The following is a 24,147-nucleotide window of genomic DNA, read 5'->3' on the forward strand; positions in this document are numbered from 1 at the left end:
ACACGGTGCGCACGGCTTATTTTGTTACAAACACTGTGACAACCGGCATTGTACGGGTTTGTTCGGCCGATGCCATGTTTGAGATGCTTGCATCCAGCATAGCCAACCGTGCACTTCATGCGATTCAATTTGAGCACGCATTCTCTTTTGTGACAAAGGCTTATGAGGTGTTTTTATGAGCGAGTCCAAGCATTGCCGCCTGATCATTCTGGGTTCCGGCCCTGCCGGTTACAGTGCGGCGGTGTATGCCGCTCGCGCCAACCTCAAACCCGTGGTCATTACCGGCATACAGGCAGGTGGCCAGCTCACCACCACGGTCGAAGTCGACAACTGGCCCGGCGACGTGGAAGGCCTGACCGGACCGGCCCTGATGGAACGCATGCAAAAACACGCCGAACGCTTTGACACAGAGATTGTTTACGACCACATCCATACGGCCAAGTTGCAACAGCGGCCGCTCGAACTTACCGGCGATAGCGGGACTTATACCTGCGATGCGCTGATTATTGCCACGGGCGCGTCGGCGCAGTACCTGGGCCTGCCCTCGGAAGAGACGTTCGCCGGCAAAGGTGTTTCGGCCTGCGCCACCTGCGACGGGTTCTTTTATCGCAACCAGGTGGTGGCCGTGGTGGGCGGCGGCAATACCGCCGTCGAAGAAGCGCTGTACTTGTCGAACATTGCCAGGGAAGTGCACCTGATTCATCGTCGCGATAAATTGCGCGCGGAAAAAATCCTCCAGGACAAACTTTTCGAAAAGGCCGCCAACGGCAATATCCGCCTGCACTGGAACCAGCAGCTCGAGGAAGTCCTCGGCGACGCCAGCGGCGTGACCGGTGCCCGCCTGCGCGACAGCCACACCGGCGACACCCGTGAGCTGCCGCTGGCCGGCGTGTTCATCGCCATCGGCCACAAGCCCAACACCGACCTGTTCATCGGCCAACTGGCCATGCACGACGGCTACCTGAAGGTCCGGGGCGGCAGCGAGGGCGATGCCACTGCCACCGCGATTGCCGGCGTGTTCGCTGCCGGTGACGTCGCTGACCACGTCTATCGCCAGGCCGTGACCTCTGCCGGCGCCGGTTGCATGGCCGCCCTGGACGCTGAAAAATACCTCGACGACATTCCGACCGTTTGACGGCAAACTCCACGGTGGGCCCTCGCCCACCCTTGCCCTCCCCTTCTGTAAGCCCGGACGCCATGCTGACTTGGTTACAACGCAACTCCCTGACATTTCCGCCGCTGGAAAAAGCCATGCGCGAACCCAACGGGCTGCTGGCGGCAGGCGGCGACCTGTCCGCCGATCGCCTGGTCCAGGCCTACCGCCATGGCTGCTTCCCCTGGTTTTCCGAAGGCCAACCGATCCTGTGGTGGTCGCCAGACCCTCGCACCGTGCTATTTCCCGACGAACTGCATGTCTCGCGCAGCCTGAACAAGTTGCTGCGCCAGCAACGCTACCAGGTGACCTTCGATCAGGATTTTCCGGCGGTCATCCGCGCGTGCGCCGCACCACGGCAGTACGCGGATGGCACCTGGATCACCGAAGCCATGCAGAACGCCTACCTCGAACTGCACCGGCGCGGCTACGCCCATTCGGTGGAAGTCTGGGACGATGGCCTGCTGGTCGGCGGCCTCTACGGCCTGGCCATGGGTCAACTGTTTTTCGGCGAGTCCATGTTCAGCCGCGCCGACAACGCCTCCAAATTCGGCTTTGCCAAGCTGGTCGAACATCTGAAAGACTCGGGTTTCGTGCTGATCGACTGTCAGATGCCCACCGATCATTTACACAGTCTGGGCGCCCGTGCCATCCCTCGCCGCGAGTTTGCCGGCTACCTGGCGCAGTATCTCGATCAGCACAATCGCGCGACCTGGGTTTGCTGAGCGACTTTGGCGCGCTTGGCTTACACTTATTCAAAAGCTCATCCCGAGGGTTGATCATGACCGAGTTGGCGCGTTTGAAGTTTTATGCCACTCAGCCCCACTCTTGCAGTTATCTGCCCGAGGAGCAGGCCACGACGCTGTTCCTCGACCCCAGTCAGCCCATGGATGTGCATGTCTACGCAGACCTGTCGGAAATGGGTTTTCGTCGCAGCGGCGATCATCTCTACCGGCCTCATTGCCAGAATTGCAATGCGTGCGTCCCGGCACGCATTCCCGTGGCGCAATTTGCGCCCAACCGCCAGCAGAAACGCATCCTCAAGCGCAACGCCGACCTGCAGGTACGCCCCGTCAAGCCCAAGTTCAGCGAAGAATACTTCGAGTTGTACCAGCGCTACATCGAACAGCGGCATGCCGATGGCGACATGTACCCGCCCAGTCGCGATCAGTTCTCGACCTTCCTGGTACGCGACCTGCCGTTTTCACGCTTCTACGAATTTCGCCTCAACGGCCAGCTTCTGGCAGTTGCCGTGACCGACTTGCTGCCCAACGGCCTGTCGGCGGTCTACACCTTCTACGAACCCGCCGAAGAGCGTCGCAGCCTGGGGCGCTTCGCCATTCTCTGGCAAATCGCCGAAACCCAGCGGTTGCAGCTGGAGGCGGTTTACCTGGGCTACTGGATCAAAAACTGCAAAAAGATGAGCTACAAGACCCAATATCGCCCTATCGAACTGCTGATTAATCAGCGCTGGGTCATCCTGAACTAGAACCCCTTGGCGTAAACCCCATTTTTCGGGCACAATGCACGCCGCTTTTGCCTGGCGCAGTTGCACCGGGCCATTCATTGGACACCGAGGGCTTTACTGCATGTCGAAAGAAGACAGCTTCGAAATGGAAGGCACTGTCGTCGACACCCTGCCCAACACCATGTTTCGCGTGGAGTTGGAAAATGGGCACGTCGTAACCGCGCACATCTCCGGCAAGATGCGCAAGAACTACATTCGTATTCTTACCGGCGACAAAGTGCGCGTCGAGCTGACGCCCTATGACTTGAGCAAAGGGCGTATCACTTACCGCGCTCGCTAATCAGGTCAATACAGGACGCCCGGCATTGCCGGGCGTTTTTGTTTGCCTGTGATTTACCGGGTGCACCCGCTCCCACAATGGGTCTGCGGTATCATCCCGACAGCAAAAAGGCGCCTTTCGGCGCCTTTTTGCTGTGTCGCGGTAAACGTCAGGCCATTTCGGCAGTGGTTTCGAAGTCGAAGGTCAGCTCGCCGTCCTTGATGTCGATGTGCACCACACCGCCATGGTCGGCCAGTTCGCCAAACAGGATCTCCTCCGCCAGCGGACGCTTGATCTTGTCCTGGATCAAACGCGCCATCGGCCGCGCGCCCATTGCCGTGTCGTAACCACCCGCGGCCAGCCAGCTGCGTGCCGCATCGGTCACTTCCAGCTGCACACGCTTGTCTTCCAGCTGCGCCTGAAGCTCGGTAAGGAACTTGTCCACCACGCTCTTGATGACCTCATGGCTGAGGCGACCAAACTGGATAATGGTGTCCAGGCGGTTGCGGAACTCCGGCGTGAAGCTCTTCTTGATCACTTCCATCGCATCGGACGAATGGTCCTGATGGGTGAAACCGATCGAAGCGCGCGCAGCCGTCTCGGCACCGGCGTTGGTGGTCATGATGACGATCACGTTGCGGAAATCCGCCTTGCGCCCGTTGTTGTCGGTCAGCGTACCGTGGTCCATGACCTGCAACAGCAGGTTGAAGACTTCCGGATGCGCCTTTTCGATCTCATCGAGCAACAGCACGCAGTGCGGCTGCTTGGTGATGGCCTCGGTCAGCAGACCACCCTGGTCGAACCCGACATAGCCAGGAGGCGCACCGATCAGACGCGATACGGTGTGGCGCTCCATGTACTCGGACATGTCGAAGCGAACCAGCTCGATGCCCAATGCCTTGGCCAACTGGCGCGCAGCCTCGGTCTTACCGACACCGGTCGGCCCGGCGAAGAGGAACGAACCGACGGGCTTGTCAGGCGATTTGAGGCCGGCACGGGACAGTTTGATGGCGGTCGACAGCGAATCGATCGCGGCATCCTGGCCAAACACCGTCAGCTTCAGGTCCCGCTCGAGGTTACGCAGCAGTTCCTTGTCGGAGCTGGTGACGTGTTTCGGCGGAATCCGCGCGATTTTCGCAACGATGTCCTCGACCTGAGGCACTTCGATGCGTTTCACGCGCTTGTCGGCCGGCTGCAGGCGCTGATACGCGCCCGCTTCGTCGATGACGTCGATCGCCTTGTCCGGCATGTGCCGGTCATTGATGTAGCGCGAAGCCAGTTCGGCTGCGGCGCGCAGGGCCTCGTCACTGTATTCGATGTTGTGATGAAGCTCGAAACGCCCTTTCAGGCCGCGCAGAATGCCCACGGTGTCTTCCACCGAAGGCTCCGAAACATCGACCTTCTGGAAGCGTCGTGCCAGCGCACGGTCCTTCTCGAAGATCCCGCGGAATTCCTGGAAGGTGGTCGAGCCGATGCACCGGATATCACCGGACGACAGCAGCGGCTTGAGCAGGTTCGAGGCATCCATCACGCCACCGGACGCTGCGCCCGCACCAATGATGGTGTGGATTTCGTCGATGAACAGGATCGCCTGCGGACGTTTTTTCAGCTCGCCGAGCAACGCCTTGAAGCGCTTCTCGAAATCGCCGCGGTATTTGGTCCCGGCCAGCAAGGCCCCCAGGTCAAGGGAGTAGACCACGCTGTTGGCCAGCAGGTCCGGAACCTGATTGTCGACGATGCGCTTGGCCAGGCCTTCGGCGATCGCGGTTTTACCCACGCCCGCCTCGCCCACCAGCAACGGGTTGTTCTTGCGACGACGCGCCAGGATCTGCGCAACGCGCTCGACTTCGAGCTCGCGCCCCACCAGTGGATCGATACGACCCTGGCGCGCGAGCTCGTTGAGGTTGCTGGCATAAGCATCCAGAGGATTGCCTGAAGAAGAAGACTCACCGCCCTCATCGTCCTGCATATCTTGCTCACCTTCAGAGTGATCGCCATGCCCCGGCACCTTGGAAATGCCATGGGCGATGTAGTTGACGACATCGATACGGGCAACGCTCTGCTGTTTCAGCAGGAACACTGCCTGACTTTCCTGTTCACTGAAGATCGCGACCAGCACGTTGGCGCCGGTCACTTCACGCTTGCCCGAGCTCTGCACATGAAAGACAGCACGCTGCAGAACACGCTGGAAGCCCAGGGTTGGCTGGGTCTCGCGGTCCTCGTCATGAACGGGGATCAATGGCGTGGTGGAGTCGATGAACTCCTGCAGGTCATGCTTGAGTTTGTCGAGGTTTGCGCCGCAGGCACGCAAAACGGTGGCGGCAGCCTCATTATCCAATAGGGCCAGCAGGAGATGCTCGACGGTCATGAATTCATGACGCTTCGAACGGGCCTCCTTGAAGGCTAGATTGAGGGTGACTTCGAGCTCGCGGTTTAACATAGCTTCACCTCATACCCAAGTGGTCGGCGATTAACCGTCCTTCTCGATTTCACAGAGTAGCGGATGCTGGCTTTCCCTGGCGTACTGGTTGACCTGCATGGCCTTCGTCTCGGCAATGTCGCGGGTAAACACTCCACATACTGCCCGTCCTTCTGTATGGACGGCCAGCATGACCTTGGTCGCCAGCTCGCGATTCAGGTTAAAAAACACCTCGAGCACTTCGACGACGAAATCCATCGGTGTGTAGTCATCATTGAACAAAACCACCTTGTACATCGGCGGCGCCTGTAAAGCAGGCTTGGCCTCCTGAACAGCAATGCCTGCGGAATCGTCGTCGTGTTCCTCCGGGCGATCATTCTGGAGAGTCGGGCGATCCTGATTGAATGTTAGTCGAATCTGGCTGATTGCATGCATGGAAAGAAAGGTTCGTCAGTTGTGCAAATACAGTATTGGGGGCGGTTTTTGATGATTTCAACACCGGCTGCCGGGTCACCTTGACTATCGGCAAAACGGTGTTACAACCAATAGAGCCCACAGTGGGTAAAAAAGGTCCGCCGAGTCAATCACATTTAAAGGATTTGGGTGCGGATGTACTGGATGATACTCCAGTGATGGAGTGCGTTGCAGAGGGATATGAGTATGGCAGTCGGCAAGGTGAAGTGGTTCAACAATGCAAAGGGATTCGGCTTCATCAACACCGACTCCCCAGTGGGTCGTGACGAGAAAGGCAAGTCCATCGACTTTTTTGTCCACTACTCGCACATCAACATGGACGGGTACAAGACCCTCAAGGCCGGGCAAACCGTGAGCTTCGAGATCGTCCAGGGCCCCAAGGGGCTGCATGCAATCGACATCAAGGCGGCACCGGGGGAAAACCAGCCGGCTGTCGCCGCGCCTCAGGCAAGCACCGTATCGAGTTGACACCACCGGTCATCGCGTCATGAAAAAAACCGCCCGAAGGCGGTTTTTTTCATGCCTGAGCGTTTACATGTGCTTGATCAGCGCATCCCCGAAACCGGAGGACGAAACCAGCGTGGCGCCGTCCATCAGGCGCTCGAAGTCATAGGTCACGGTCTTGGCCTTGATCGCACCATTGGTGCCCTTGATGATCAGGTCTGCCGCCTCGGTCCAGCCCAGGTGGCGCAGCATCATCTCGGCCGACAGGATCACCGACCCCGGGTTGACCTGGTCCTTGCCGGCATACTTCGGCGCGGTGCCATGGGTGGCCTCGAACATGGCCACGGTGTCGGACAGGTTGGCGCCCGGCGCGATACCGATGCCACCCACTTCCGCCGCCAGGGCATCGGAGAGGTAGTCACCGTTGAGGTTCAGGGTGGCGATCACGTCGTATTCGGCCGGGCGCAACAGGATCTGCTGGAGCATGGCGTCGGCGATGGCATCCTTGACGATGACCTCGCGACCGGTTTTCGGGTTCTTGAACTTCATCCATGGGCCGCCATCGAGCAGCTCGGCGCCGAATTCGTTCTTCGCCACCTCGTAGCCCCAGTCCTTGAAGGCACCTTCGGTGAATTTCATGATGTTGCCCTTGTGCACGATGGTCAGCGACTTGCGGTCGTTGTCCACCACGTACTGCAGCGCCTTGCGCACCAGGCGCTGGGTCCCTTCCTTCGAGACCGGCTTGATGCCGATGCCGCAGTCCTGGTCGAAACGGATCTTGGTAACGCCCATTTCCTCCTTGAGGAACTTGATGACCTTGTTGGCCTCGGGCGAGCCGGCCTTCCACTCGATGCCGGCATAGATGTCTTCGGAGTTCTCGCGGAAAATCACCATGTCGACGTCGCCTGGCTTTTTCACCGGGCTCGGCACGCCTTCGAACCACACCACCGGCCGCAGGCAGACGTACAGGTCCAGTTGCTGGCGCAGGGCGACGTTGAGCGAACGGATACCACCGCCCACTGGCGTGGTCAGCGGCCCCTTGATGGAGACGACGTAATCTTTCACGGCATCCAGGGTTTCCTGGGGCAGCCAGGTGTCCTGGTCATAGACCTGGGTGGCTTTCTCGCCGGCGTAGACTTCCATCCAGGAAATCTTGCGCTTGCCCCCATAGGCCTTTTCCACAGCAGCATCAACCACTTTGATCATTACGGGGCTGACATCGACGCCAATACCGTCGCCTTCGATGAACGGAATGATCGGATTGTCAGGAACATTGAGAGAATGGTCTGCATTGACGGTGATTTTGGCACCGACGGCTGGAACCTGAATCTTCTTGTAACCCATGCTGAACTCCATTGTTTGGATTGAACATCTGGCTTGGTTCGAGCGTAACCCAGTTGAATCGGCGCGCAAACCCTATGTTCCGCCCATCTGCCGCAAAGCCGCGCAGTTCCTGCTCTACAAGCCTGAAAACCAAGGGAAAACCGCCAAATTCAAGCACTCCCGACGACTCTACCCTCCAGGGGCGCCTGCGACCTTTAGACCAATGGACGACAATCGTTGCTTATGAACCATCGGCAGATTGCCAGCTACCTATGTATAATGCCGCCCGCTGACCACAGAGTCACGACGGCCGACCTCTCCTGCACTGTATAAGCAGCCGGGATATCACGCCTGAAAAAGCAGGACCGTTATCGCAGTCCACCCGCTTACCGCTCGACTGATGCACCCAACATCACCGCGCACAAATCTCGACATTCGGCTCATGGATGACTTTGAACGAACGCGCTTACCCGGCGCCCCTCGAGTTTCTGCGCACGCTTTAGCATAGAAGAGAGAGTTAATCCGAATATGCCCACCCGCTCGAAGATCATCTATACCTTCACCGACGAAGCTCCAGCCCTCGCCACCTATTCACTGTTGCCTATCGTAGAGGCGTTTACCGCCTCGGCTGATATCGCCGTGGAAACCCGCGATATCTCTCTTGCAGGGCGCATCCTGGCCAGCTTCCCCGAGCAATTGGGTGACAAAGCCGTAGCCGACCACCTCGCCGAACTGGGCGCCCTGGCCGTTACGCCTGAAGCCAACATCATCAAGCTGCCGAACATCAGCGCTTCGGTTCCGCAACTGCAAGCCGCGATCAAGGAACTGCAAGCCCAGGGCTACGCACTGCCGGACTACCCGGAAACCGTGACCAACGATGCCGAAAAAGAAGCCAAGGCTCGTTACGATAAGGTCAAGGGCAGCGCCGTGAACCCGGTTCTGCGCGAAGGCAACTCCGATCGTCGCGCTCCGCTGTCGGTCAAGAACTATGCGCGCAAGCACCCGCACAAGATGGGCGCCTGGGCCAAGGACTCCAAGTCCCACGTCGCGCACATGAGCACCGGCGATTTCTACGGCAGCGAAAAAGCTGCCCTGATCGACGCCGCTGGCGCGGTTAAAATCGAACTGATCGCTCAAGACGGCACCGCCACCGTCCTGAAGGAAAAGACCACCGTTCAAGCCGGTGAGATCCTCGATTGCGCCGTCATGAGCAAGAATGCCCTGCGCAGCTTCATCGCCGCCGAAATCGAAAGCGCCAAGCAACAGGGCGTGCTGCTGTCGGTTCACCTCAAAGCCACCATGATGAAGGTCTCCGACCCGATCATGTTCGGCCAGATCGTTGCCGAGTTCTACAAGGACGCCCTGGCCAAGCACGCTGACGTGCTGGCACAGATCGGCTTCAACCTGAACAACGGCATCGGCGACCTGTACGCTCGCATCAAGGCCCTGCCTGCCGAGCAGCAAGCGGCGATCGAAGCCGACATCCAGGCGGTCTACGCCGCTCGTCCGTCGCTGGCCATGGTCAACTCCGACAAGGGCATCACCAACCTGCACGTGCCGAGCGACGTCATCGTCGACGCCTCGATGCCGGCCATGATCCGTGACTCCGGCAAGATGTGGGGCACCGACGGCCAGCTGCACGACACCAAGGCCGTGATCCCGGACCGTTGCTACGCCACCATCTACCAGGCCGTCATCGAAGACTGCAAGGCAAACGGCGCCTTCGATCCGACCACCATGGGCAGCGTGCCAAACGTTGGCCTGATGGCGAAAAAAGCCGAAGAGTACGGCTCGCACGACAAGACCTTCCAGATCAAGAGCAACGGCGTTGTCCGCGTGACGGACAGCAACGGCACCCTGCTGCTGGAACAACCGGTTGAAGCCGGCGACATCTTCCGCATGTGCCAGACCAAGGACGCACCGATCCAGGACTGGGTCAAGCTGGCCGTCAACCGTGCTCGCGCCAGCAGCACCCCGGCGATCTTCTGGCTGGACCCGATGCGCGCCCATGACGGCGTGGTGATCGAGAAAGTCCAGACCTACCTGAAGGACCACGACACCGCCGGCCTGGACATCCAGATCATGGCGCCTGTCGACGCCATGAAATACACCCTGCAACGCACCCGCGACGGCAAGGACACCATCTCGGTGACCGGCAACGTACTGCGCGACTACCTGACCGACCTGTTCCCGATCATGGAACTGGGCACCAGCGCCAAGATGCTGTCGATCGTGCCGCTGATGAACGGTGGCGGCCTGTTCGAAACCGGCGCCGGCGGTTCGGCTCCCAAGCACGTCCAGCAACTGCTGGAAGAGAACTTCCTGCGTTGGGATTCCCTGGGCGAGTTCCTGGCCCTGGCCGCGTCCCTCGAGCACCTGGGCGTCAACTACAACAACCCCAAGGCGCTGGTTCTGGCCAAGACCCTGGACCAGGCCACCGGCCAGTTCCTGGACAACAACAAGTCGCCATCGCGCAAAGTCGGCAACATCGACAACCGCGGCAGCCACTTCTACCTGGCGCTGTACTGGGCTCAGGCCCTGGCTGCCCAGACCGAAGACACTGCACTGCAAGCGCAGTTCGCGACCCTGGCCAAGACCCTGACCGAGAACGAGGCAACCATCGTTGCCGAGCTCAATGCCGTTCAGGGCAAGCCAGTGGACATCGGCGGTTACTACCACGCCAATGCCGAGCTGATCAGCAAGGCCATGCGCCCGAGCGCCACGCTCAACGCGGCGATTGCCGCGCTGGTGTAAGGTTGTAGGGAAGCAAGGAAGCCCCGGCCCAGTGCCGGGGTTTCTGTTTGTGGGTATCGCAGAAATTATCGGTAGATGCCCAACCCACTGTGGGAGCGAGCTGCTCGCTCACACAGTAATTTACCCATTTCATCATCGAGGAACCCCATGGACTGGCAACCCCACATCACCGTCGCCACGATAGTCGAGGACAAAGGCCGCTTCCTGATGGTCGAAGAGTCCAAGGGCGGCCGTCACGTGCTCAACCAGCCCGCCGGCCACCTGGACCCGAACGAGACACTGATCGAAGCCGCCGTACGCGAAACCCTCGAGGAAACCGGCTGGGACGTCGAGCCGACCGGCGTGCTGGGCATTTACCTGTACACCGCCCCCAGTAACGGCGTGACCTATCAACGGGTGTGCTTCATCGCCAAAGCGCTCAGACACCACCCCGATTATCAACTGGATGACGGCATCGTCGGCGCCAAGTGGTTGACCCGCGAGGAATTGATCGCGCAGCGCGAGCACTGGCGCAGCGAGCTGATCATGCGCTGCATCGACGATTATCTGGACGGCAAACACTACAGCCTCGAACTGATCCGCCCTTCTCTTTAGCCTTGTGGGCCGCAGCCTGCTAGAATCGCGTCCTTTTTCAAGACACTCATTGAATCCCTATGCGTGATCCAGCCCCTTCTGACACACAAAAGAAGCGCGTCATTGTCGGCATGTCCGGCGGCGTGGACTCTTCCGTTTCCGCCCTCCTGCTGATCGAGCAGGGTTATGAGGTGGAAGGCCTGTTCATGAAGAACTGGGAAGAAGACGATGGAACGGAATACTGCACCGCCATGGATGACCTGGCGGACGCCCAGGCCGTGTGCGACAAGATTGGCATCAAGCTGCACACCGCCAACTTCGCCGTCGAGTACTGGGACAACGTGTTCGAGCACTTCCTGGCCGAATACAAGGCCGGCCGTACGCCGAACCCGGACATCCTGTGCAACCGCGAGATCAAGTTCAAGGCGTTCCTCGACTACGCCATGATGCTCGGGGCCGACCTGATCGCCACCGGGCATTACGTACGCCGCCGCGACATCGACGGGCGCACCGAATTGCTCAAGGGCCTGGACCCGAACAAGGACCAGAGCTACTTCCTGCACGCGGTCGGCGGCGAACAGATCGCCAAGACCCTGTTCCCGGTCGGCGAACTGGAAAAACCGCAAGTGCGTGCCATTGCTGAAAAGTACGAGCTGGCCACCGCCAAGAAAAAGGATTCCACCGGGATCTGCTTCATCGGCGAGCGCCGCTTCAGCGACTTCCTCAAGCAATACCTGCCCGCGCAACCGGGCGAGATCAAGACCACCGAAGGCGAAGTCATCGGCCGCCATCACGGCCTGATGTACCACACCATCGGCCAGCGCCAGGGCCTGGGCATCGGCGGCCTGAAAGACGCCGGCGACGAGCCGTGGTACGTGCTGATCAAGGACCTGGAGCACAACGAACTGATCGTGGGACAGGGCAATGACCACCCGTACCTGTTCTCCCGCGCCCTGCTCGCCTCGGACATCTACTGGGTCAACCCGATCGACCTGAGCCAGCCGCGCAAGCTGACCGCCAAGGTCCGTTATCGCCAGGGCGACCAGTCGTGCACGCTGGAAAAGACGGCCAGCGGCTACCGCGCAACGTTCGATGATCCGCAACGCGCGGTGACCCCGGGCCAATCGGTGGTGTTCTACGACGGTGAAATCTGCCTGGGCGGTGGCGTCATCGAAGTGGCCGAACCATGGACCAGCAAGAGCAACGCCTCATGACCCCGATGCAGGAGCAGTTGACAGCGCTGGGCGGCGTGTTTCTCGCCGCCGTGCTGGTGGACAGGATTGCCAAGACCGGCCAGACCAGCGAGGCCGGCCTGACGTGCATGCTCGGCAGCTTGTTGATCCGCGATCCCAAGGACACGCTGGAAGTCTACGGCGGCGACGACCTCAACCTGCACGAAGGGTATCGCGCCCTGATTGGTGCCCTGGAACGCGACCCGAGTTCGTTGCAGCGCGAACCGCTGCGTTACGCCTTGGCGATGCTCGGGCTGGAGCGGCAACTGGCCAAGCGCGACGACATGCTGGAGGTGATCGGCAAGCGCCTGCCGCAGATCCAGTCTCAGGTCGAGCATTTCGGACCGGCTCACGAAAACGTGATCGCGGCATGCGGCGCCCTGTACCAGGACACCCTGAGCACCCTGCGCCAACGAATTCAGGTCCACGGCGACATGCGCAACCTGCAGCAGCCGAGCAATGCCTCGAAGATCCGCGCCCTGCTGTTGGCGGGGATTCGTTCGGCGCGCCTGTGGCGACAACTGGGCGGGCACCGCTGGCAGTTGGTGATCAGCCGCCGAAAGTTGCTCAAAGAGCTTTACCCGCTGATGCGCAGCCACTGAATCGCACCCGCAGGACCCTGTTTGATGTGAAACGCGTAAGACGCTGGTCAGTTGGCAACGGACCGACGGATTTTTTCATGTATGATACGCGCCCCATTTCGTTGCCCGACTGTCCGAGAACACCCCATGCAGCTCTCTTCGCTCACTGCGGTTTCCCCTGTTGACGGCCGCTACGCCGGCAAAACCCAGGCCCTGCGCCCCATTTTCAGCGAGTACGGCCTGATCCGTGCCCGCGTTCTGGTTGAAGTGCGCTGGCTCCAGCGCCTGGCCGCTCACCCTGCCATCGGCGAAGTGCCGGCATTCTCCGCCGAAGCCAACGCCGTGCTGAATGCCCTGGCGGAAGATTTCTCCCTGGAACACGCCGAGCGTGTCAAAGAGATCGAGCGCACCACCAACCACGACGTCAAAGCCATCGAATACCTGCTCAAAGAGCAAGCGGCCAAGCTGCCGGAACTGGCGGCCGTCAGCGAATTCATCCACTTTGCCTGCACCAGCGAGGACATCAACAACCTGTCCCACGCCCTGATGCTGCGCGAAGGTCGTGATGATGTGATGCTGCCGCTGATGCGCCAGACCGCCGAAGCCATTCGCGAACTGGCCATCCGCTTCGCCGACGTGCCGATGCTGTCGCGCACCCACGGTCAGGCGGCCTCGCCGACCACCCTGGGCAAGGAACTGGCGAACGTGGTTTACCGCCTGGAGCGCCAGATCGCCCAGGTAGCGGCCGTTCCACTGCTCGGCAAGATCAACGGCGCTGTCGGCAACTACAACGCCCACCTGTCGGCCTACCCGGAGATCGACTGGGAAGCCAACGCCCGCGCCTTCATCGAAGACGAGCTGGGCCTGGGCTTCAACCCGTACACCACGCAGATCGAACCGCACGACTACATCGCCGAGCTGTTCGACGCGATCGCGCGCTTCAACACCATCCTGATCGACTTCGACCGCGACATCTGGGGCTACATCTCCCTGGGTTATTTCAAACAGCGCACCATCGCTGGCGAAATCGGCTCTTCGACCATGCCGCACAAGGTCAACCCGATCGACTTCGAAAACTCCGAAGGCAACCTGGGCATCGCCAACGCTCTGTTCCAGCACCTGGCGAGCAAACTGCCGATTTCCCGCTGGCAGCGCGACCTGACTGACTCCACTGTGCTGCGCAACCTCGGTGTCGGCTTCGCCCACAGCGTGATCGCGTACGAAGCCAGCCTCAAGGGCATCAGCAAACTCGAGCTCAACGCGCAGAAAATCGCCGCCGACCTCGACGCGTGCTGGGAAGTCCTGGCCGAGCCGATCCAGACGGTCATGCGTCGCTACAACATCGAAAACCCTTACGAGAAGCTGAAAGAGTTGACCCGTGGCAAGGGCATCAGCCCTGAAGCGCTGCAAACTTTCATCGACGCACTGGATATGCCTGCCGCCGCCAAGGCCGAGCTGAAACTGCTCACCCCGGCGAACTACATCGGCAATGCCGTGGCACAAGCCAAACGTATCTGATCGACCGCTGTCCCCGTTTGAGACGCCCGGCAGCGCCGGGCGTTTTTATTCCTGCCTGAAAAGTGCTTTTTTTCAATAGGTTACACATGAACTCTGACACTCCTCTTCAACTTCTGGGCGGCATTACGGCACGCGAATTCCTGCGCGACTACTGGCAGAAAAAACCGCTGCTGATCCGTCAGGCGATTCCTGACTTCGAAAGCCCGATCGACGCCGACGAACTGGCCGGCCTGGCGCTGGAAGAAGAAGTTGAATCGCGCCTGGTGATCGAGCACGGCGAAACCCCATGGGAAATGCGCCGCGGCCCGTTTGCCGAGGACGAATTCAGCAAACTGCCGGAGCGCGAGTGGACCCTGCTGGTCCAGGCCGTCGACCAGTTCGTGCCGGAAGTCGCCGAGTTGCTGGAACACTTCCGCTTCCTGCCGAGCTGGCGCATCGACGACGTGATGATGAGCTTCGCCGCGCCGGGTGGCAGCGTCGGCCCGCACTTCGATAACTACGATGTGTTCCTGCTGCAGGGCCACGGCAAGCGCAACTGGAAAATCGGCCAGATGTGCAACACCGACAGCCCCCTGATGCCGCACACCGACCTGCGCATCCTCGCCGACTTCGAAGGCACCGACGAGTGGGTCCTGGAGCCGGGCGACATGCTGTACCTGCCGCCGCGCCTGGCCCACTGGGGCGTGGCCGTCGACAACTGCCTGACCTACTCCGTGGGCTTCCGCGCCCCGAGCGCCGCTGAGGTGCTGACCCACTTCACCGACTTCCTCAGCCAGTTCCTGTCGGACGAAGAGCGCTACACCGACGCCGACGCCCAGCCGGCGGCCGACCCGCACCAGATTCAGCACGACGCCCTGGATCGCCTGAAGAGCCTGCTGGCCGAGCACATGGGCGACGAGCGCCTGCTGCTGACCTGGTTCGGCCAGTTCATGACCGAGCCGCGCTACCCGGAACTGGTCACAGGCCTGGAAGAAATCGAGGAAGACGACGTGCTCGCCAGCCTCCAGGACGGTGCCGTGCTGATTCGCAACCCGAGTGCGCGCCTGGCCTGGTCCGAAGTCGATGACGACCTGCTGCTGTTCGCCAGCGGCCAGAGCCGTTACCTGCCAGGCAAGCTGCGCGAACTGCTGAAAATGATTTGCGCCGCCGATGCACTGCACGTCGATAACCTCGGCAAGTGGCTGAACGACGAAGACGGTCGCGGCCTGCTGTGCGAACTGATCAAGCAAGGAAGCCTGGGATTTGCCGATGAATAAAATTCACGTTCGTGTCGCAGACTGGCAAAAGGACAACGCCGAGATCCGGCGCATTCGTGAGACGGTGTTCATCGCCGAGCAATCCGTTCCGCCTGAACTGGAATGGGATGCCGACGATGCGACAGCGGTGCATTTCCTGGCCTTCGAAGGCGACTTCCCGATTGGCACCGCCCGCCTGCTGCCCGATGGGCACATCGGTCGGGTGTCGGTCCTCAAGGACTGGCGCGGCCTGAAAGTCGGCGATGCGCTGATGCAGGCGCTGATTGGTGAAGCCGAGAAGCGCGGGCTGAAGCAGCAGATGCTCAGCGCGCAAGTGCAGGCCACCGCGTTCTATGAGCGCCTGGGCTTCTGCATGGTCAGCGAGGAATTCCTCGAGGCCGGGATTCCGCACGTCGATATGGTTCGTCATTCGAGCTGATATCGCACCGCAATTGTGATGAACGCCACAAAACGCCCCGCCATCCATCGATGCCGGGGCGTTTTGCTATGCAGGATTCAACTTGCACCACGGCGAGCCGACAAACTGGCAATATCAACACAATGCTCATTACCCAATCACGTATCGACCCGCTCAACTACTGTAGGAGAGAGCACGCTCGCGAAGAACCCACAGGCACCTCGGACACCCAGGCAGCCAACGTCTTCGTCGACAACCATCGCGAGCAAGCTCGCTCCTGCAGTTCAGATAACAGAAGTCGGAGATAACGCAAATGTCCCTACGCACCCTGCTCACCCCGCTGCTGCTGGCGATCAGTTTTTCAGTCAGTGCCGCGACCGAGATCGTGCCGCTCAACTACCACACCAGCGCCGACATGCTGCCCATGGCACAGGACTTCATCGGCCAGGACGGCAAGGTCAGCGCCTATGGTAATCAATTGATCGTCAATGCCGATCAGCGCAAGATCGACGAACTTAAAGCACTAATCGCCCAGCTGGACACGCAACCCAAGCGTTTGCTGATCACCGTCGACACCAACGAAAACAACCTCCAGGGCGATCAGGGTTTTTCGGTGAACGGCGCCAAGCCGAGCCAGACCCGGATCATCAACCGCAGCACTGACAGTCGTGACGGCGGCATCCAGCAAATCCAGGCCAGCGAAGGCGCCCCGGCGCTGATTCAGGTCGGCCAGAGCGTTCCGCTGACCAGCACCCAGAGCGACTCCTACGGCGACCTGCGCAGCCAGACCGAATACCGCAACGTCACCCAGGGTTTCTATGTCACCGCCAGCGTCACCGGCGATATCGTCCACCTGTCGATCAGCACCAATCGTGACCGCATGAGCCAGGAACGTCCCGATGTAGTGAACGTGCAAAGCACCGACACAACCGTCACCGGCCGCCTTGGCGAATGGATCACCCTGGCCGGCGTGAATCGCCAGACGCAGGCCGACAAACAGGGCCTGACCCGCAGCTACTCGACTCAAGGCCGGGATGACATGACCCTGCGGGTGAAAGTCGATACTTTGGACTAAAGCACCGAAAACTGACTGATTAGTCGTATTAGACCAAAGATGTAGTGCTTAAAAAAAAGCACTACAAAACGTTTGACGGGCCCAAAAAGCGAAGGCATGATGGCCTCGCTCCCGCTAATCAGGGGCCCTGGCAAGGGCCTTCGAGGCGCAGTTCGCACCTACCCCGCGAACCGCTTCGTGTCTGTACCGCCCACAAGGTGTGTTTGACGAGGTTGTCGACTGGAACGAAGTTGTCCCGAGGGACGGAAGCGTATTTAGGTAACCCGGCACCACACTGAAAGCTCGCCTGAAGGCCCACGACGCCCCAATGCGCCCGCCAGTTCGCCCTTACCTGCTCACTTCCCCTCGAGCCCATCGTTCATCCGTCTTCAACCCCGCCGAACCCGACCTGACCCAGCTTCTGGTCAGCGAGCGCATGAATATTCCACCGCAGAACAACTTTTCATAAAGACGCGACGAGGTTTATCTCCATGGCACTGACACGCGAACAGCAAATTGCAGCCCTTGAAAAAGACTGGGCTGAAAACCCGCGCTGGAAAGGCGTGACACGCACTTACTCCGCTGCTGACGTCGTCCGCCTGCGTGGCTCGGTTCAACCGGAGCACACCTTTGCAAAAATGGGCGCCGAGAAGCTGTGGAACCTGGTCACCCAGGGTGCCAAGCCAGCCTTCCGTCCCGAGAAAGATTTCGTCAACTGCATGGGCGCCCTGACCGGCGGCCAGGCCGTACAGCAAGTCAAGGCCGGCATCCAGGCGATCTACCTGTCCGGCTGGCAGGTTGCTGCGGACAACAACTCCGCCGAATCGATGTACCCGGACCAGTCGCTGTACCCGGTGGACTCGGTGCCAACCGTGGTCAAGCGCATCAACAACTCGTTCCGTCGTGCCGACCAGATTCAATGGAAAGCCGGCAAGAACCCAGGCGACGAAGGCTACATCGACTACTTCGCACCGATCGTGGCTGACGCTGAAGCCGGTTTCGGCGGCGTACTGAACGCCTACGAACTGATGAAGAGCATGATCGAGGCAGGCGCCGCCGGCGTTCACTTCGAAGATCAACTGGCTTCCGTGAAAAAATGCGGCCACATGGGCGGCAAGGTACTGGTTCCAACCCAGGAAGCCGTACAGAAGCTGACCGCTGCCCGCCTGGCCGCTGACGTTGCCGGCACGCCAACCATCATCCTGGCGCGTACCGATGCCAACGCGGCTGACCTGCTGACTTCCGACTGCGACCCGTACGACCAGCCGTTCGTCACCGGCGAACGCACCCAGGAAGGCTTCTACAAAGTACGTGCCGGCCTCGACCAGGCCATCGCTCGCGGCCTGGCCTACGCGCCTTACGCCGACCTGATCTGGTGCGAAACCGCCAAGCCGGACCTGGAAGAAGCCCGTCGCTTCGCCGAAGCGATCAAGAAGGAATACCCGGACCAACTGCTGTCGTACAACTGCTCGCCTTCCTTCAACTGGAAGAAAAACCTGGACGACGCGACCATCGCCAAGTTCCAGCGCGAACTGTCCGCCATGGGCTACAAGCACCAGTTCATCACCCTGGCCGGCATCCACAACATGTGGCACAGCATGTTCAACCTGGCGCACGACTACGCCCGCAACGACATGACCGCCTACGTGAAGCTGCAGGAGCAGGAGTTCGCCGACGCTGCCAAAGGCTACACCTTCGTGGCTCACCAGCAGGAAGTGGGCACCGGGTACTTCGACGACATGACCACCGTGATCCAGGGTGGCTCGTCTTCGGTGACCGCGCTGACCGGCTCGACTGAAGAAGAACAGTTCCACTGATCGACTTCACCTGAACAAACGGCCGTTGCGCACCAAGCCACACCCTGACCGCAACGCCGTACCGCTGACGCCCCGACTGGTTCGGGGCGTTTTTTTTTGCTCGTAATCCGGAAAAAACACCACAACCGCCAGGACCGCACATTGATCCGGATCAGTGCCGCTGGCAAAAAAACAAGGTAAAACGTGCCCGCCTGCTACTTGCAGTAACGTGCATATAAGAAAGCCTCTGAAACCCAATCCCGATAAACAGTTTGAAAATTGCCGCAAACAATATTGATTATCATTTAGCGGCAACTATGTTCGTTACATTCCGCACAAAACATAATTGATGAAAAGCTGGCTAATGCCCGCAACCACTGGGCTGCGGGGCTCTGGAGGTGCGCTATGTCCTTATTCCTATAAATAATTTCGCTATAGGAATTTTACTTGCACGGTGTTTAGCCATAAAATCAGCAGGATTGATTGCTGCGACATATCGTCACTGCTTTGTTCTTTCAAGCTCAGAGACCTTTGCTCTCTGTTAAGGATTACCAGCATGCCCGAAGCGACAGGACTCATGGCCCACAACTGGGGCTTTGCCATTTTCCTTCTAGGCGTCATCGGCCTCTGTGCCTTCATGCTGGGCGTTTCCAGCCTCCTCGGGTCAAAAGCCTGGGGCCGCAGCAAAAACGAACCGTTCGAGTCCGGCATGCTACCTACAGGTGGCGCCCGCTTGCGGCTCTCAGCCAAATTCTATCTGGTCGCGATGCTCTTCGTGATCTTCGATATCGAAGCCCTCTTTCTCTTTGCATGGTCTGTGTCCGTCCGCGAAAGCGGCTGGACCGGATTCGTCGAAGCTCTCGTTTTCATAGCAATTCTGTTGGCAGGTCTTGTCTACCTGTTCCGAGTGGGCGCCCTTGACTGGGCTCCGGAAGCTCGTCGCAAGCGGCAGGCGAAGCTGAAACAATGAGGCTTTGGCAATGCAATACAATCTCACCAGGATCGACCCCGATGCTCCTAACGAGCAGTACCCGATCGGCCAACGGGAAACCGTTTCCGATCCGTTAGAGGATCAAGTCCACAAAAACATTTTCATGGGCAAGCTCGAAGACGTGCTTAACGGCACGATCAACTGGGGGCGCAAGAACTCCCTGTGGCCGTACAACTTCGGTCTTTCGTGCTGCTACGTGGAAATGACCACCGCCTTCACGGCGCCCCACGACATTGCGCGCTTTGGCGCCGAAGTGATCCGGGCATCACCGCGCCAGGCAGATTTCATGGTTATCGCCGGCACCTGCTTCATCAAGATGGCGCCGATCATCCAGCGTCTGTACGAGCAGATGCTCGAACCGAAATGGGTGATCTCCATGGGTTCGTGCGCCAACTCGGGTGGCATGTACGACATCTACTCCGTGGTCCAGGGGGTGGACAAGTTCCTGCCCGTGGATGTCTACGTGCCTGGCTGCCCGCCCCGCCCTGAAGCTTTTCTGCAAGGCTTGATGCTCTTGCAGGAGTCGATTGGCCAGGAGCGTCGCCCCCTTTCCTGGGTCGTTGGCGATCAAGGCGTGTATCGCGCCGAGATGCCATCGGAAAAGGAAAAGCGCCGCGAACAGCGTATTCAGGTCACCAACCTGCGCAGCCCCGACGAAGTCTGATCCAGTTCTGCTGTTTCAAAGAAACGAAAAACTGGCTTCATTCTTTACGTTGACCGAAAGCGATAAATAACCATGACTACAGGCAGTGCTCTGTACATCCCGCCTTACAAGGCAGACGACCAGGATGTGGTCGTCGAACTGAACAACCGTTTTGGCCCCGAGGCGTTCACCGCCCAGCCCACCCGCACCGGCATGCCGGTGCTTTGGGTTGCCCGTGCCAAACTCGTCGAAGTCCTGACCTTCCTGCGCAACCTGCCCAAGCCGTACGTCATGCTCTATGACCTGCACGGCGTGGACGAGCGTCTGCGCACCAAGCGTCAGGGGCTGCCCGCCGGCGCCGACTTCACCGTGTTCTATCACCTGATGTCGATCGAACGTAACAGCGACGTGATGATCAAGGTCGCGTTGTCCGAAAGCGATCTCAGCATGCCGAGCGTCACCAGCATCTGGCCGAACGCCAACTGGTACGAGCGTGAAGTCTGGGACATGTACGGCATCGACTTCAAAGGCCACCCGCACCTGTCGCGCATCATGATGCCGCCGACCTGGGAAGGTCACCCGCTGCGCAAGGACTTCCCGGCCCGTGCCACCGAGTTCGATCCGTTCACCCTGAACCTGGCCAAGCAGCAGCTCGAGGAAGAGTCCGCGCGCTTCAAGCCCGAAGACTGGGGCATGAAACGTTCCGGCCCGAACGAGGACTACATGTTCCTCAACCTGGGTCCCAACCACCCTTCGGCGCACGGTGCGTTCCGCATCATCCTGCAGCTGGACGGCGAAGAGATCGTCGACTGCGTTCCGGACATCGGCTACCACCACCGGGGTGCCGAGAAGATGGCCGAGCGCCAGTCCTGGCACAGCTTCATTCCATACACCGACCGCATCGACTACCTCGGCGGCGTGATGAACAACCTGCCGTACGTGCTTTCGGTCGAGAAGCTGGCCGGCATCAAGGTGCCCGAGAAGGTCGACGTCATCCGCATCATGATGGCCGAATTCTTCCGGATCACCAGCCACCTGCTGTTCCTAGGGACCTACATCCAGGACGTCGGCGCCATGACCCCGGTGTTCTTCACCTTCACCGACCGCCAGCGCGCGTACACGGTGATCGAAGCCATCACCGGTTTCCGCCTGCACCCGGCCTGGTACCGCATCGGTGGCGTCGCCCACGACCTGCCACGCGGCTGGGAAAAACTGGTGAAAGACTTCGTCGAGTGGATGCCAAAGCGTCTGGACGAGTACCAGAAAGCCGCCCTGGACAACAGCATCCTGCGCGGCCGCACCATCGGCGTCGCCGACTACAACACCAAGCAAGCCCTGGAATGGGGCGTCACCGGCGCCGGTCTGCGTTCCACCGGTTGCGACTTCGACCTGCGCAAGGCACGTCCGTACTCGGGCTACGAGAACTTCGAATTCGAAGTGCCGCTGGCCGCCAATGGCGATGCCTATGACCGTTGCATCGTGCGCGTCGAAGAAATGCGCCAGAGCATCCGGATCATCGACCAGTGCCTGCGCAACATGCCGGAAGGCCCGTACAAGGCGGATCACCCGCTGACCACGCCGCCGCCCAAGGAGCGCACGCTGCAGCACATCGAAACCTTGATCACGCACTTCCTGCAAGTTTCGTGGGGCCCGGTGATGCCGGCCAACGAATCCTTCCAGATGATCGAAGCGACCAAGGGCATCAACAGTTATTACCTGACGAGCGATGGCGGCACCATGAGCTACCGCACCCGGATTCGCACCCCAAGCTTCCCTCACCTGCAGCAGATCCCTTCGGTGATCAAAGGCAGCATGGTCGCGGACTTGATCGCGTACCTGGGTAGTATCGATTTCGTTATGGCCGACGTGGACCGCTAAGCATGAACAGCACGCTTATCCAGACAGACCGTTTCACCTTGAGTGAAACCGAGCGCTCGGCCATCGAGCACGAGCTGCATCACTACGAAGACCCGCGCGCGGCGTCGATCGAAGCCCTGAAGATCGTCCAGAAGGAACGTGGCTGGGTGCCGGACGGCGCCTTGTACGCCATCGGCGAAATCCTCGGCATCCCGGCCAGCGACGTTGAAGGCGTGGCAACGTTCTATAGTCAGATCTTCCGTCAACCGGTCGGCCGCCACATCATCCGTGTCTGCGACAGCATGGTCTGCTACATCGGCGGCCACGAGTCCGTGGTCAGCCAGATCCAGAGCGAGCTGGGCATCGGCCTGGGCCAGACCACCACCGACGGTCGCTTCACCCTGCTGCCCGTCTGCTGCCTCGGCAACTGCGACAAGGCGCCGGCGCTGATGATCGACGACGATACGTTCGGTGATGTGCAACCTGCCGGCGTTGCCAAATTGCTCGAGGGCTACGTATGACCCTGACATCCTTCGGTCCCGCCAACCGCATCAAGCGTTCGGCCGAGACACACCCGCTCACCTGGCGTCTGCGTGACGACGGTGAAGCGGTCTGGCTTGACGAGTACCAGGCCAAGAACGGTTACGCCGCTGCGCGCAAGGCTTTCGCCGACATGGCCCAGGACGACATCGTCCAGACCGTGAAGGACGCCGGTCTCAAGGGTCGTGGCGGTGCAGGCTTCCCCACTGGCGTGAAGTGGGGCCTGATGCCCAAGGACGAATCCATCGACATCCGCTACCTGCTGTGCAACGCGGATGAAATGGAGCCCAACACCTGGAAAGACCGCATGCTGATGGAGCAACTGCCCCATCTTCTGATCGAAGGCATGCTGATCAGTGCCCGCGCACTGAAAACCTACCGGGGCTACATCTTCCTGCGCGGCGAGTACACCACCGCTGCCAGGCACCTGAACCGTGCGGTGGAAGAAGCCAAGGCTGCGGGCCTGCTGGGCAAGAACATTCTGGGCAGCGGCTTCGATTTCGAGCTGTTCGTCCACACCGGCGCCGGGCGTTACATCTGCGGTGAAGAAACCGCACTGATCAACTCCCTCGAAGGTCGCCGCGCCAACCCGCGCTCCAAGCCGCCCTTCCCTGCCGCCGTTGGCGTCTGGGGCAAGCCGACCTGCGTGAACAACGTCGAAACCCTGTGCAACGTGCCGGCAATCATTGCCGACGGCGTGGACTGGTACAAATCGTTGGCCCGGGTCGGCAGTGAGGATATGGGCACCAAGCTCATGGGCTTCTCCGGCAAGGTCAAGAACCCGGGCCTGTGGGAGCTGCCATTCGGCGTCACCGGTCGCGAGCTGTTCGAAGACTACGCCGGCGGCATGCGCGACGGTTACAAGCTCAAGGCCTGGCAACCCGGCGGTGCCGGTACCGGTTTCCTGTTGCCGGAACACCTGGATGCACAAATGTATGCCGGCGGCATCGCCAAAGTGGGCACCCGGATGGGTACCGGCCTGGCCATGGCGGTGGACGACAGCGTCAACATGGTGTCCCTGCTGCGCAACATGGAGCAGTTCTTCGCTCGCGAATCCTGCGGTTTCTGCACCCCGTGCCGCGATGGCTTGCCATGGAGCGTCAAGCTGCTGATGGCGATCGAGAACGGTCAAGGGCAAGCCGGTGACATCGAGACCCTGCTGGGTCTGGTGAACTTCCTCGGCCCAGGCAAGACCTTCTGTGCTCACGCACCGGGTGCCGTGGAACCGTTGGGCAGCGCTATCAAATACTTCCGCCACGAGTTCGAGGCCGGTATCGCGCCTTCCAGCGCCGCCGTCCCGCCTCTGGCAAAGCCGATCGTAGTCGGCGCGTAAACGCTTAAAGAGCGAAGGGTCC

At 60.1% G+C, this 24,147-nt stretch carries 22 protein-coding genes; 19 read left to right on the forward strand and 3 right to left on the reverse strand.

Going from position 1 to position 24,147, the window contains the following annotated elements:
• The first annotated feature begins 175 nt into the window (after positions 1-175).
• From trxB to infA, 4 genes are all read left to right on the forward strand, one after another.
• Complete coding sequence (trxB, locus tag IB249_RS10230) at positions 176-1,135, forward strand: thioredoxin-disulfide reductase (RefSeq protein ID WP_192304168.1); 960 nt, start codon at positions 176-178, stop codon at positions 1,133-1,135.
• A 62-nt stretch (positions 1,136-1,197) separates the two neighbouring features.
• On the forward strand, positions 1,198-1,878 hold the full coding sequence (aat, locus tag IB249_RS10235) for a leucyl/phenylalanyl-tRNA--protein transferase (protein WP_192304170.1): 681 nt from the start codon (positions 1,198-1,200) through the stop codon (positions 1,876-1,878).
• A gap of 56 nt (positions 1,879-1,934) precedes the next feature.
• On the forward strand, positions 1,935-2,642 hold the full coding sequence (locus tag IB249_RS10240; RefSeq protein ID WP_192304173.1) for an arginyltransferase: 708 nt from the start codon (positions 1,935-1,937) through the stop codon (positions 2,640-2,642).
• A 100-nt stretch (positions 2,643-2,742) separates the two neighbouring features.
• Positions 2,743-2,961 (forward strand): translation initiation factor IF-1, encoded by a 219-nt coding sequence (gene infA / locus IB249_RS10245; protein WP_002553999.1) that lies wholly within the window; start codon positions 2,743-2,745, stop codon positions 2,959-2,961.
• Between the two features lie 148 nt (positions 2,962-3,109).
• Here infA and clpA read toward each other — a convergent pair whose 3' ends face one another.
• Both clpA and clpS read right to left on the reverse strand, forming a co-directional pair.
• Positions 3,110-5,380, reverse strand: a complete 2,271-nt coding sequence (gene clpA, locus IB249_RS10250; protein ID WP_192304175.1) for an ATP-dependent Clp protease ATP-binding subunit ClpA — start codon at positions 5,378-5,380, stop codon at positions 3,110-3,112.
• 30 nt (positions 5,381-5,410) lie between these two features.
• On the reverse strand, positions 5,411-5,794 hold the full coding sequence (gene clpS / locus IB249_RS10255) for an ATP-dependent Clp protease adapter ClpS (protein ID WP_192304177.1): 384 nt from the start codon (positions 5,792-5,794) through the stop codon (positions 5,411-5,413).
• Between the two features lie 225 nt (positions 5,795-6,019).
• Between clpS and IB249_RS10260 the strand changes: the two genes are divergently transcribed.
• Positions 6,020-6,301, forward strand: coding sequence for a cold shock domain-containing protein (locus tag IB249_RS10260; protein ID WP_192304179.1), 282 nt, complete (start codon positions 6,020-6,022; stop codon positions 6,299-6,301).
• Positions 6,302-6,364: 63 nt separating this feature from the next.
• Here the strand turns inward: IB249_RS10260 and icd are convergent, their stop codons facing one another.
• Positions 6,365-7,621: an NADP-dependent isocitrate dehydrogenase gene (gene icd, locus IB249_RS10265; protein WP_192304181.1), complete on the reverse strand. Its 1,257-nt coding sequence runs from the start codon at positions 7,619-7,621 to the stop codon at positions 6,365-6,367.
• A 507-nt stretch (positions 7,622-8,128) separates the two neighbouring features.
• Between icd and IB249_RS10270 the strand changes: the two genes are divergently transcribed.
• From IB249_RS10270 to nuoF, 14 genes are all read left to right on the forward strand, one after another.
• Complete coding sequence (locus IB249_RS10270; RefSeq protein ID WP_192304183.1) at positions 8,129-10,354, forward strand: NADP-dependent isocitrate dehydrogenase; 2,226 nt, start codon at positions 8,129-8,131, stop codon at positions 10,352-10,354.
• A gap of 147 nt (positions 10,355-10,501) precedes the next feature.
• The gene (locus IB249_RS10275; RefSeq protein WP_192304185.1) at positions 10,502-10,948 is read left to right on the forward strand and encodes an NUDIX hydrolase; all 447 of its coding nucleotides are present in this window, start codon (positions 10,502-10,504) and stop codon (positions 10,946-10,948) included.
• A gap of 59 nt (positions 10,949-11,007) precedes the next feature.
• Positions 11,008-12,141, forward strand: coding sequence for a tRNA 2-thiouridine(34) synthase MnmA (mnmA, locus tag IB249_RS10280; RefSeq protein ID WP_192304187.1), 1,134 nt, complete (start codon positions 11,008-11,010; stop codon positions 12,139-12,141).
• Entirely contained in the window at positions 12,138-12,761 is a 624-nt protein-coding gene (gene hflD, locus IB249_RS10285; protein WP_192304869.1) for a high frequency lysogenization protein HflD, read from the forward strand. Before mnmA ends, hflD begins: the two co-directional genes overlap by 4 nt.
• A gap of 126 nt (positions 12,762-12,887) precedes the next feature.
• Entirely contained in the window at positions 12,888-14,258 is a 1,371-nt protein-coding gene (gene purB, locus IB249_RS10290) for an adenylosuccinate lyase (RefSeq protein WP_192304189.1), read from the forward strand.
• An 86-nt stretch (positions 14,259-14,344) separates the two neighbouring features.
• Positions 14,345-15,514 (forward strand): cupin domain-containing protein, encoded by a 1,170-nt coding sequence (locus IB249_RS10295; RefSeq protein WP_192304191.1) that lies wholly within the window; start codon positions 14,345-14,347, stop codon positions 15,512-15,514.
• Complete coding sequence (locus IB249_RS10300) at positions 15,507-15,932, forward strand: GNAT family N-acetyltransferase (RefSeq protein WP_192304193.1); 426 nt, start codon at positions 15,507-15,509, stop codon at positions 15,930-15,932. Before IB249_RS10295 ends, IB249_RS10300 begins: the two co-directional genes overlap by 8 nt.
• Positions 15,933-16,224: 292 nt before the next feature.
• The gene (locus IB249_RS10305; protein WP_192304194.1) at positions 16,225-16,986 is read left to right on the forward strand and encodes a secretin N-terminal domain-containing protein; all 762 of its coding nucleotides are present in this window, start codon (positions 16,225-16,227) and stop codon (positions 16,984-16,986) included.
• 470 nt (positions 16,987-17,456) lie between these two features.
• Complete coding sequence (gene aceA / locus IB249_RS10310; protein WP_020799541.1) at positions 17,457-18,782, forward strand: isocitrate lyase; 1,326 nt, start codon at positions 17,457-17,459, stop codon at positions 18,780-18,782.
• Between the two features lie 535 nt (positions 18,783-19,317).
• Positions 19,318-19,731: an NADH-quinone oxidoreductase subunit A gene (locus tag IB249_RS10315; RefSeq protein WP_077045930.1), complete on the forward strand. Its 414-nt coding sequence runs from the start codon at positions 19,318-19,320 to the stop codon at positions 19,729-19,731.
• Positions 19,732-19,741: 10 nt separating this feature from the next.
• Positions 19,742-20,416 (forward strand): NuoB/complex I 20 kDa subunit family protein, encoded by a 675-nt coding sequence (locus IB249_RS10320; protein ID WP_007970441.1) that lies wholly within the window; start codon positions 19,742-19,744, stop codon positions 20,414-20,416.
• Between the two features lie 72 nt (positions 20,417-20,488).
• Complete coding sequence (gene nuoC, locus IB249_RS10325) at positions 20,489-22,273, forward strand: NADH-quinone oxidoreductase subunit C/D (RefSeq protein ID WP_192304196.1); 1,785 nt, start codon at positions 20,489-20,491, stop codon at positions 22,271-22,273.
• Between the two features lie 2 nt (positions 22,274-22,275).
• Positions 22,276-22,773: an NADH-quinone oxidoreductase subunit NuoE gene (gene nuoE / locus IB249_RS10330; protein ID WP_192304198.1), complete on the forward strand. Its 498-nt coding sequence runs from the start codon at positions 22,276-22,278 to the stop codon at positions 22,771-22,773.
• On the forward strand, positions 22,770-24,125 hold the full coding sequence (gene nuoF, locus IB249_RS10335) for an NADH-quinone oxidoreductase subunit NuoF (protein ID WP_192304200.1): 1,356 nt from the start codon (positions 22,770-22,772) through the stop codon (positions 24,123-24,125). Before nuoE ends, nuoF begins: the two co-directional genes overlap by 4 nt.
• Positions 24,126-24,147: the final 22 nt, after the last annotated feature.

Origin of the sequence: Pseudomonas sp. PDM04, from assembly GCF_014851765.1 — a bacterium.
Taxonomy (GTDB): Bacteria; Pseudomonadota; Gammaproteobacteria; order Pseudomonadales; family Pseudomonadaceae; genus Aquipseudomonas.

What these genes read in the sequence shown, in the direction of transcription:
- trxB (WP_192304168.1), top strand. Translation starts at nt 176, where the DNA reads ATGAGCGAGTCCAAGCATTGCCGCCTGATCATTCTGGGTTCCGGCCCT.
- aat (WP_192304170.1), top strand. Translation starts at nt 1,198, where the DNA reads ATGCTGACTTGGTTACAACGCAACTCCCTGACATTTCCGCCGCTGGAA.
- IB249_RS10240 (WP_192304173.1), top strand. Translation starts at nt 1,935, where the DNA reads ATGACCGAGTTGGCGCGTTTGAAGTTTTATGCCACTCAGCCCCACTCT.
- infA (WP_002553999.1), top strand. Translation starts at nt 2,743, where the DNA reads ATGTCGAAAGAAGACAGCTTCGAAATGGAAGGCACTGTCGTCGACACC.
- clpA (WP_192304175.1), bottom strand. Translation starts at nt 5,380, where the DNA reads ATGTTAAACCGCGAGCTCGAAGTCACCCTCAATCTAGCCTTCAAGGAG.
- clpS (WP_192304177.1), bottom strand. Translation starts at nt 5,794, where the DNA reads ATGCATGCAATCAGCCAGATTCGACTAACATTCAATCAGGATCGCCCG.
- IB249_RS10260 (WP_192304179.1), top strand. Translation starts at nt 6,020, where the DNA reads ATGGCAGTCGGCAAGGTGAAGTGGTTCAACAATGCAAAGGGATTCGGC.
- icd (WP_192304181.1), bottom strand. Translation starts at nt 7,621, where the DNA reads ATGGGTTACAAGAAGATTCAGGTTCCAGCCGTCGGTGCCAAAATCACC.
- IB249_RS10270 (WP_192304183.1), top strand. Translation starts at nt 8,129, where the DNA reads ATGCCCACCCGCTCGAAGATCATCTATACCTTCACCGACGAAGCTCCA.
- IB249_RS10275 (WP_192304185.1), top strand. Translation starts at nt 10,502, where the DNA reads ATGGACTGGCAACCCCACATCACCGTCGCCACGATAGTCGAGGACAAA.
- mnmA (WP_192304187.1), top strand. Translation starts at nt 11,008, where the DNA reads ATGCGTGATCCAGCCCCTTCTGACACACAAAAGAAGCGCGTCATTGTC.
- hflD (WP_192304869.1), top strand. Translation starts at nt 12,138, where the DNA reads ATGACCCCGATGCAGGAGCAGTTGACAGCGCTGGGCGGCGTGTTTCTC.
- purB (WP_192304189.1), top strand. Translation starts at nt 12,888, where the DNA reads ATGCAGCTCTCTTCGCTCACTGCGGTTTCCCCTGTTGACGGCCGCTAC.
- IB249_RS10295 (WP_192304191.1), top strand. Translation starts at nt 14,345, where the DNA reads ATGAACTCTGACACTCCTCTTCAACTTCTGGGCGGCATTACGGCACGC.
- IB249_RS10300 (WP_192304193.1), top strand. Translation starts at nt 15,507, where the DNA reads ATGAATAAAATTCACGTTCGTGTCGCAGACTGGCAAAAGGACAACGCC.
- IB249_RS10305 (WP_192304194.1), top strand. Translation starts at nt 16,225, where the DNA reads ATGTCCCTACGCACCCTGCTCACCCCGCTGCTGCTGGCGATCAGTTTT.
- aceA (WP_020799541.1), top strand. Translation starts at nt 17,457, where the DNA reads ATGGCACTGACACGCGAACAGCAAATTGCAGCCCTTGAAAAAGACTGG.
- IB249_RS10315 (WP_077045930.1), top strand. Translation starts at nt 19,318, where the DNA reads ATGCCCGAAGCGACAGGACTCATGGCCCACAACTGGGGCTTTGCCATT.
- IB249_RS10320 (WP_007970441.1), top strand. Translation starts at nt 19,742, where the DNA reads ATGCAATACAATCTCACCAGGATCGACCCCGATGCTCCTAACGAGCAG.
- nuoC (WP_192304196.1), top strand. Translation starts at nt 20,489, where the DNA reads ATGACTACAGGCAGTGCTCTGTACATCCCGCCTTACAAGGCAGACGAC.
- nuoE (WP_192304198.1), top strand. Translation starts at nt 22,276, where the DNA reads ATGAACAGCACGCTTATCCAGACAGACCGTTTCACCTTGAGTGAAACC.
- nuoF (WP_192304200.1), top strand. Translation starts at nt 22,770, where the DNA reads ATGACCCTGACATCCTTCGGTCCCGCCAACCGCATCAAGCGTTCGGCC.